Source organism: Patescibacteria group bacterium, from assembly GCA_023473585.1.
GTDB lineage: Bacteria > Patescibacteriota > Microgenomatia > JAMCYU01 > JAMCYU01 > JAMCYU01.
Genome location: JAMCYU010000005.1, coordinates 59,223 through 66,566 on the forward strand (window position 1 = coordinate 59,223; position 7,344 = coordinate 66,566).

A 7,344-nucleotide genomic window follows, 5' to 3' on the forward strand; every position below is an offset into this window, starting at 1 on the left:
TTATTTTATCATTCCTCAATTTTTACTCTGTCGGCACTGGTTGGAATCAGGCGACCGATTATAACATTTTCCTTAAGGCCTATCAATTTATCTTCTTTACCTAAAATCGCTGCTTCCGTCAAAACATTGGTCGTTTCCTGGAAAGACGCGGCCGACAACCACGACTCGGTATAAAGTGAAGCTCTGGTTACGCCCAAAATAACGATTTGGGCGGTGGCTGGTTCTCCGCCTTCGGCCAAAATTTTCGCGTTTTCTTCTTCAAAACGAATCTTGTCAACTAATTCTCCCGGTAAAAGAATCGTATCCCCAGCCGTATCAATCCTCACCTTATCGCTCATTTTTCGAACAATGACTTCAAAATGTTTGTCATTGATAGGAATCCCCTGTGATTCATAAACCGTCTGGATTTCTTCAATTAAATATTTTTGGGCACCCCGAAGGCCTCTTACCTGTAAAACTTCTTTAATATCTAAAAACCCAAGGGCTAATTGTTCACCCACAAAAACCTCCTCCCCGTCTTTAACCTTAACCTCCGAAGTTAAAGCAATCAGATATTCCCGTTCTTCAACGGGCTTGCCTTTACTGCGAATTCTAATTTTATAACCATCGGCGGTTTCCGCCACTTCCACTTTGCCGGCGATTTCGCTAATCGGCGATAAAGCCTTCGGCGTTCTGACTTCAAAAAGTTCTTCAACTCTAGGTAAACCTTGCGTGACGTCCAAACCAACAATACCTCCGGTATGCTTCACTCGCATGGTTAATTGCGTTCCCGGTTCGCCGATTGACTGGGCGGCTAAAATTCCGACAGGCGTTCCCAACTCAACTCTTTTTCTGGTGCTAAAATCCCTGCCGTAACAGGCGGCACATAAACCGTATTTCGCTTGGCAGGTTAAAGGGGACCTGACGATAACTTTATCAATCTGGTGTTGTTCCAAAAGACCAACATTTTCCTCGTTGATTTCTTCCTGTTTCTCCAAAAGAACTTTTTTGGTTTTGGGATCAACAACTTTTTCTATCAAAACTCGCCCTAAAACACGTTGCGCAAATGAACCTTGTCTTTTTTCGTTCCTTAAAATTTCCGTGCCTTCCTTGGTCCCGCAATCTTCGATTCTAATAATGGCATCATGCGAAACATCAACTAAACGCCTCGTTAGATAACCGGCGTCGGCCGTTTTTAAGGCGGAATCAGTTAAACCCTTGCGAGAACCCCTGGTGCTGGTAACGTATTCAAAAATTGATAAGCCTTCTCTAAAATTTGACTTCGTCGGCAATTCCACAATTTTACCCAAAGGATCAACGACTAATCCTCTCATTGCCGCTAACTGCTTTAATTGATCTTTTGAAGCCCTGGCTCCTCCTGACTCAATAATGATTTTAACCGGATTGTCTTTATCAAGGGAAGCCCAGGTCTTATCGGCAATTTCCTCAGTCACGCCAAGCCAGATATCATTAGAAAGTCTTCTTTTTTCTTCGTTGGTGATTAAACCTTCATGAAAATTATTTTCTACTTCGGTAACTTTTTCTTCGGCTTGATTAATTAAAACCCTCTTTTCCGGAATAATCTTATTGTCAAAAACAGAAACGGAAATGCCTCCGGAAAGAGTTGCCGCCCAAAAACCTAAATCCTTAAAAGAATCAATTAAACCGGCAACTTTTTCCGCCGGGAAAAGTTGCAGTGACTTGGTGATTAGACCCTTTAGGGTTGCCGATCTTACCTGATCATTAAAGAAACGTAGTTCTCCCGGTAAAATCTCATTTAATAAAACTCGGCCAACAGACGTTTTGATAATCTGACCATTAATTTTGACCTTGATCGCCTGACGTAAATTAAGATGTCCGGCTTGATAAGCAAAGATGGCAGCCGATTCATCACTGAAAATCTGCAACTTTTCTTCGGGTAAATCCTCATTTTCGATCGTCGTTAGCCAATAGCAGCCGAGAACCATTTCTTTATTGGGCAAGGTAATGGGTGAACCATCCGCTGGCTTTAAAAGATTATGTACCGGCAGCATTAAATCTTTGGCTTCTTGACAGGCAGATTCTGTAATCGGAACATGAACGGCCATTTGGTCTCCGTCAAAATCGGCATTATAACCAGCACAAACACAAGGATGAATTCTGATGGCTGAACCTTCGATTAAAACAGGATAAAAGGCTTGAATACCTAATTTATGTAAAGTCGGGGCTCGATTGAGAAGAACCGGATGATCGTGCGTAATCTCTTCAAGAATATCAAAAACTTCCGGTAATCTTCGCTCTAGAATATTTTTTCCGCTCTTGACATTAGGTGCCAATCCTCTGGTTATCAGTTCTCTTAAAACAAAGGGTTTGAACATCTCAAGAGCCATTTCTTTAGGCAATCCGCATTGGCTCAACGAAAGTTCCGGACCAACCACAATTACCGATCTCCCGGAATAATCAACTCTTTTGCCTAAAAGATTTTGGCGGAATCGTCCCTGTTTGCCACGCAACATATCGGAAAGAGAACGCAGGACCTGAACTACCGGACGAGCGCTCGGCCTTTGCGTCGCGTCAATAAGGGAATCAACGGCCTCCTGTAACATTCTTTTTTCATTACGCAGAATGATTTCCGGTGCTCCCAAATCCATTAAATGTCTTAAGCGATTATTGCGATTAATCACCCGGCGATAAAGATCGTTAAGATCAGAGGTGGCAAATCTACCACCCGACAATTGAACCATGGGCCGTAAATCAGGAGGTAAAACCGGTAAAATCGACAAAATCATATAAGCCGGTGAAAGCCCCGCCTTGCGAAAACCATCAACAACGCGCAGTCTCTTTGTGGCTTTGATATGTCTTTGCCCGGTTGTTTTTTGAATCTCTGTTCTTAAATCAGCGGCTAATTTATCTGAATCAATTCTTTTAATAATCTCCGTCAGGGCCTCGGCTCCCATACCGACCTTGAAAAAAGAAGAGACTCCGTGTTCTTTAAGTTTTAGATATTCTTCTTCGGAAAGTAAGGATAAACGCCTTAGGCTTTTAGTTAATTCGCCCAAGGTCTTATAAATCTCTTCTGTCTGCAACTGTTCTTGAACCGACTCTTCGCTTAAGGCATTAAATTGTTGCTTGTAACGAAGACCAATCTCGGTCACCGTTAATTCCTGTTGCTCCTTATTTTTTATTTTAGTTTTAACCTCTTTGGTTTCAACGCTTAGGTTTTTTTCAATTTCCTTTTTCGCTTTTTCGGCTTTTTCCGCCAAATTTTTCTTCCGCTCTGCCTCTTCATCAACTAATTTCTTGAGGGCCTTCTTTTTTTCTTCTTCATCAACATCCAAAACCAAATAAGAAGCAAAGTAAATAATATTCTCCAAAGCTCTTGGGGTCATATCCAAAAGCAAGGAAAGTTTGGAGGGAGCGCCCTTAAAAAACCAAACATGAGCCACCGGTGAAGCTAAATTAATGTGCCCCATCCTCTCGCGTCTGACTTTTGACTGCGTAACCTCAACACCACATTTGTCACAAATAATTCCTCGGTATCTGATTCTTTTATATTTACCACAGTAACATTCCCAATCTTTCGTCGGTCCAAAAATCCGTTCACAAAAAAGGCCGTCTTTTTCGGGTTTAAGGGTTCTGTAGTTAATTGTCTCCGGTTTCGTCACTTCGCCATGGGACCAGCTTTTAATAACCTCGGCTGAAGCCAGATTAATTTTTAAACCCTTAAAGTCAATAATGTTGACTAAATTTTCTCCTTTATGTGTTGATGAGCTTTGTTTGTCCATTATTTATGACTCCTCTTCACTTTCTGGTTTATTGGTTTCTTCTTTTTTTTCTGTTTTGATTTCTTCACTTTCTGACAAGATTTCTTTCGTTTCTTCCGTAGGGGCAAAAGTTGGCGCCGTCACCACTCGCGTTGGTTGGACATCTAAACCCAAAGCCTGAAGCTCTTTAACCAACACTTTAAAAGACTCGGGAACTGTGGAAGCGGGAATCTCCACTCCCTTGATAATGGCCTCAAAAGCTTTGGCTCGACCCACCACATCGTCCGACTTGATCGTGAGCATTTCTTGCAGGGTATGAGCCGCCCGGTGAGACTCCAAGGCCCAAACTTCCATTTCTCCCAATCTTTGGCCTCCCATTTGGGCTTTACCACCCAGGGGCTGTTGCGTCACTAAAGAATAAGGACCAGTTGATCTGGCGTGTGTCTTGTCTTCAACCATGTGGATAAGTTTCATGATATAGGCAATACCCACAGCGACTTCTCGACTAAAAGGTTGACCGTTTCTTCCGTCGCAAAGAACGGTTTTACCAGAAATCGGCAAGCCGGTCTTTTCTAATTCATTGATAATTTTTTCCTCGGCAATTTTTTCAAAAACAGGAATCGCATAAGTTTTATTAGCTTTTTGGGCGGCTAAACCAAGATGAGCCTCAAGGAGTTGTCCAAGGTTCATCCGGGATAAAACCGATAAGGGCGAAATAATGATATCGATGGGTGTCCCGTCGGGTAAATAGGGCATATCCGCTTGAGGAACAATTTTCGAAATAACCCCTTTGTTACCATGACGACCGGCTAATTTATCACCAACAACGACTTTTCTTATCTGAGCTACTTTCACAATAATTTTTCTGTTGGTTCCGGGTTCAAGTTCGTCGCCTTTTTCTTTGTCCAGAATTTTAATGTCTACCACTATCCCTCTTTCTCCGTGAGGTATCCGTAAAGAAGTATCGCGAACCTCTCTGGCTTTCTCACCGAAAATAGCCCGTAAAAGTCTTTCTTCGGCGGTTAATTCGGTTTCTCCTTTAGGGGCAATTTTACCCACTAAAATATCATTAGGACCGACCTCGGCGCCAATAATCACAATCCCGTCCTGGTCAAGGTTTAAAAGCGCCTCTTCACCGACATTCGGAATGTCCCTCGTTGTTTCTTCTGGTCCCAATTTCGTGTCAACAACACTGGCCTCATATTCTTCAATATTAATCGAGGTTAACACGTCTTGGCGAACTAACCTGTCGGAAATAATAATCGCATCCTCAAAACCCAAACCCTCATAAGACATGTAGGCAATAAGAAGATTTTGGCCTAAGGCTAATTCCCCGTGATCGGCGGCTGGACCATCAATAATCATCTCCCCCTCGGCAACTTTTTGCCCAACCTCAACTAACGGTCTTTGCGAATAACAGGTTGATTGAGCCGACCGTTTGAACTTCTCCAAAAGATAAGTTTCTTCATTGCCCGAAATTTTAATTTTTTCCTCGACTAATCCGCCGGCCGGCGGATCGATTTTCTTATCGGTTTTAATGGTTACTTTTTGAGCATCAACAAAAACAACTTTTCCGGCATGTCGAGCCCGGACAACTCTGCCCATCGCTTGGGAAACGGTTGCTTCCATCCCCGTGCCGATAACTGGAGAGCTGGGCCGAACCAACGGAACAGCCTGACATTGCATGTGAGTTCCCATCAGGGCTCTATTAGCCTCATCATGAGAAATAAACGGAATTAAAGATGCCGAAGCGCCAACAACCTGTCGCGGCGTTAAATCAATAAATTCTATTTCGTTTTTGGAAATTTCTAAAAAGTCGCCGCGGTATCTGGCCGGAACTCTTTCATCAAGAATGGTTCCATCTTTATCAATCGCGATTCCGGCATGAGTGATATGAAATTTTTGTTCATCATCGGCGGTCAAATAAACAATCTCGCTCGTCACTTTCATTTTTCCTTGCTTAGCGATGACTTTACGATAAGGAGTTTCCAAAAATCCGTATTCGTTAACTCTGGCAAATAAGGCCATGTAGGTGACTAAACCGATATTCGGACCCTCCGGAGAACGAACCGGACAAATTCTCCCGTATTGAGACCCGTTAATATCTCTAATCGAAAAGCTGGCTCGCTCACGGGAAATCCCTCCTGTTCCCATCACCGTTAAACGTCTTAAATTATCAAGTTCTGATAAGGGATTAGTTTGGTCTAAAATGGTTGAAAGTTGGCTGGTTCTAAAGAAATCATTAATCGCGGCAATAACCGGTCTGGCATTAACGACCGCCGAAGGATTTAGGGGCATATTAACTGGAGCTAAACTCATTTTTTCCTTAATGGTTCGTTCAAGTCGTAAAAGACCGATTCTGAAGGCACTTGTGGCCACCAACTCGCCGGCACAACGCACGCGTCTGTTGGCTAAATGATCAATATCATCAACAAAAACCCCATCGTCGTTATTCTGCAATTGAATAAGATAAGTCAAGGCCCCAACAATATCGTCCTTGGTTAAAACACGACTGTTCTCGTTATTGGGAACATTAAGATTTAATTTTTTATTTAACTTATAACGGCCGACCTTGCCCAAATTATAACGCCGCGGGTTAAAGAACATGTTGTCCAAAAAAACCTTAGCGTTGTCTAAAACGACTGGTTCGCCGGGGCGCATTTTGCGGTAAATTTCTAAAATCGCTTCTTCTCGACTTTTGGTTTGATCATGTTCCACGGTTGTCGCGATAAACTGATGGTTGGGATTTTTATCAACAGCAGCAAAAGCCTTAAGAATTTCCTCGTCGGTCGTTAAGGCTGTGGCTCTTAAAAAAGTTGTCGCGGGAAATTTACGTCGGCGATCAATTCTGACGGTTAAAACATCATTTCTTCCCACGTTAAATTCTAACCAGGAGCCATGCATTGGACGAAGTTCGGCCATATAAAGCATACGGCCGGTCACCGGATCTGGCTCGCCGGTAAAGAAAACGCCCGGAGAACGAACTAATTGATTGACAATACAGCGCTCAATGCCATTAATAATAAAGGTTCCCTGCTGCGTCATGGCCGGAATATCACCTAGGAAGACTTCCTGTTTGACTCTTTCACCAGTCTGCTTATTGGTCAGAGTCGCTTCAACTTTCAGAGGAAAATCGTAAGTCACGCCTTTTTCCAAAGCTTGAGCGGGAGAGTATTTGGGTTTACCGAAAGAATGAAGACCGAATTCCAAAGTCCAGTTTTTCCCGGTAAAATCTTCGATGGGAGAAATTTCACTGATCGCTTCCGCCATGCCTTCTTCAAGAAACCACTGATAAGAGTCCCGCTGAACGGCGGTCAAATCTAGTTGAGGTAAATTAGGGGTTTCTTTTCCCCAGAAAGTACGATCATTAATTTTTGGCTTAATCATCGGCCTAGATTTTTTGCTGAACGAAAAATAAGCGAACAAGTCCTGTTCGCCTTTATCGCTATTGGAATGTGAATATTTATATCACACGAGAAATCTTCTGTCAAGTATCGTAGTGTAACATAATTACGTATACACTTTTAAGATATTATGGATAGTTTACGAATTCGCTATTTATGGCCTAAAATGCCACTCATGCATAACTGTATTAAATCCCGATGGGTGGCCGAAAAAATGC

Annotated in this window: 2 protein-coding genes; both read right to left on the reverse strand. The window is 42.7% G+C overall.

Annotation, left to right across the window (positions count from 1 at the left end; all coding sequences use genetic code 11):
• Positions 1-8: 8 nt before the first annotated feature.
• Positions 9-3,743, reverse strand: a complete 3,735-nt coding sequence (rpoC, locus tag M1575_02575; protein MCL5095588.1) for a DNA-directed RNA polymerase subunit beta' — start codon at positions 3,741-3,743, stop codon at positions 9-11.
• A 3-nt stretch (positions 3,744-3,746) separates the two neighbouring features.
• Positions 3,747-7,109 carry a DNA-directed RNA polymerase subunit beta gene (rpoB, locus tag M1575_02580; GenBank protein ID MCL5095589.1) on the reverse strand — a complete coding sequence of 1,121 codons (3,363 nt, stop codon included), beginning with the start codon at positions 7,107-7,109 and terminating at the stop codon, positions 3,747-3,749.
• Positions 7,110-7,344 lie beyond the last annotated feature (235 nt).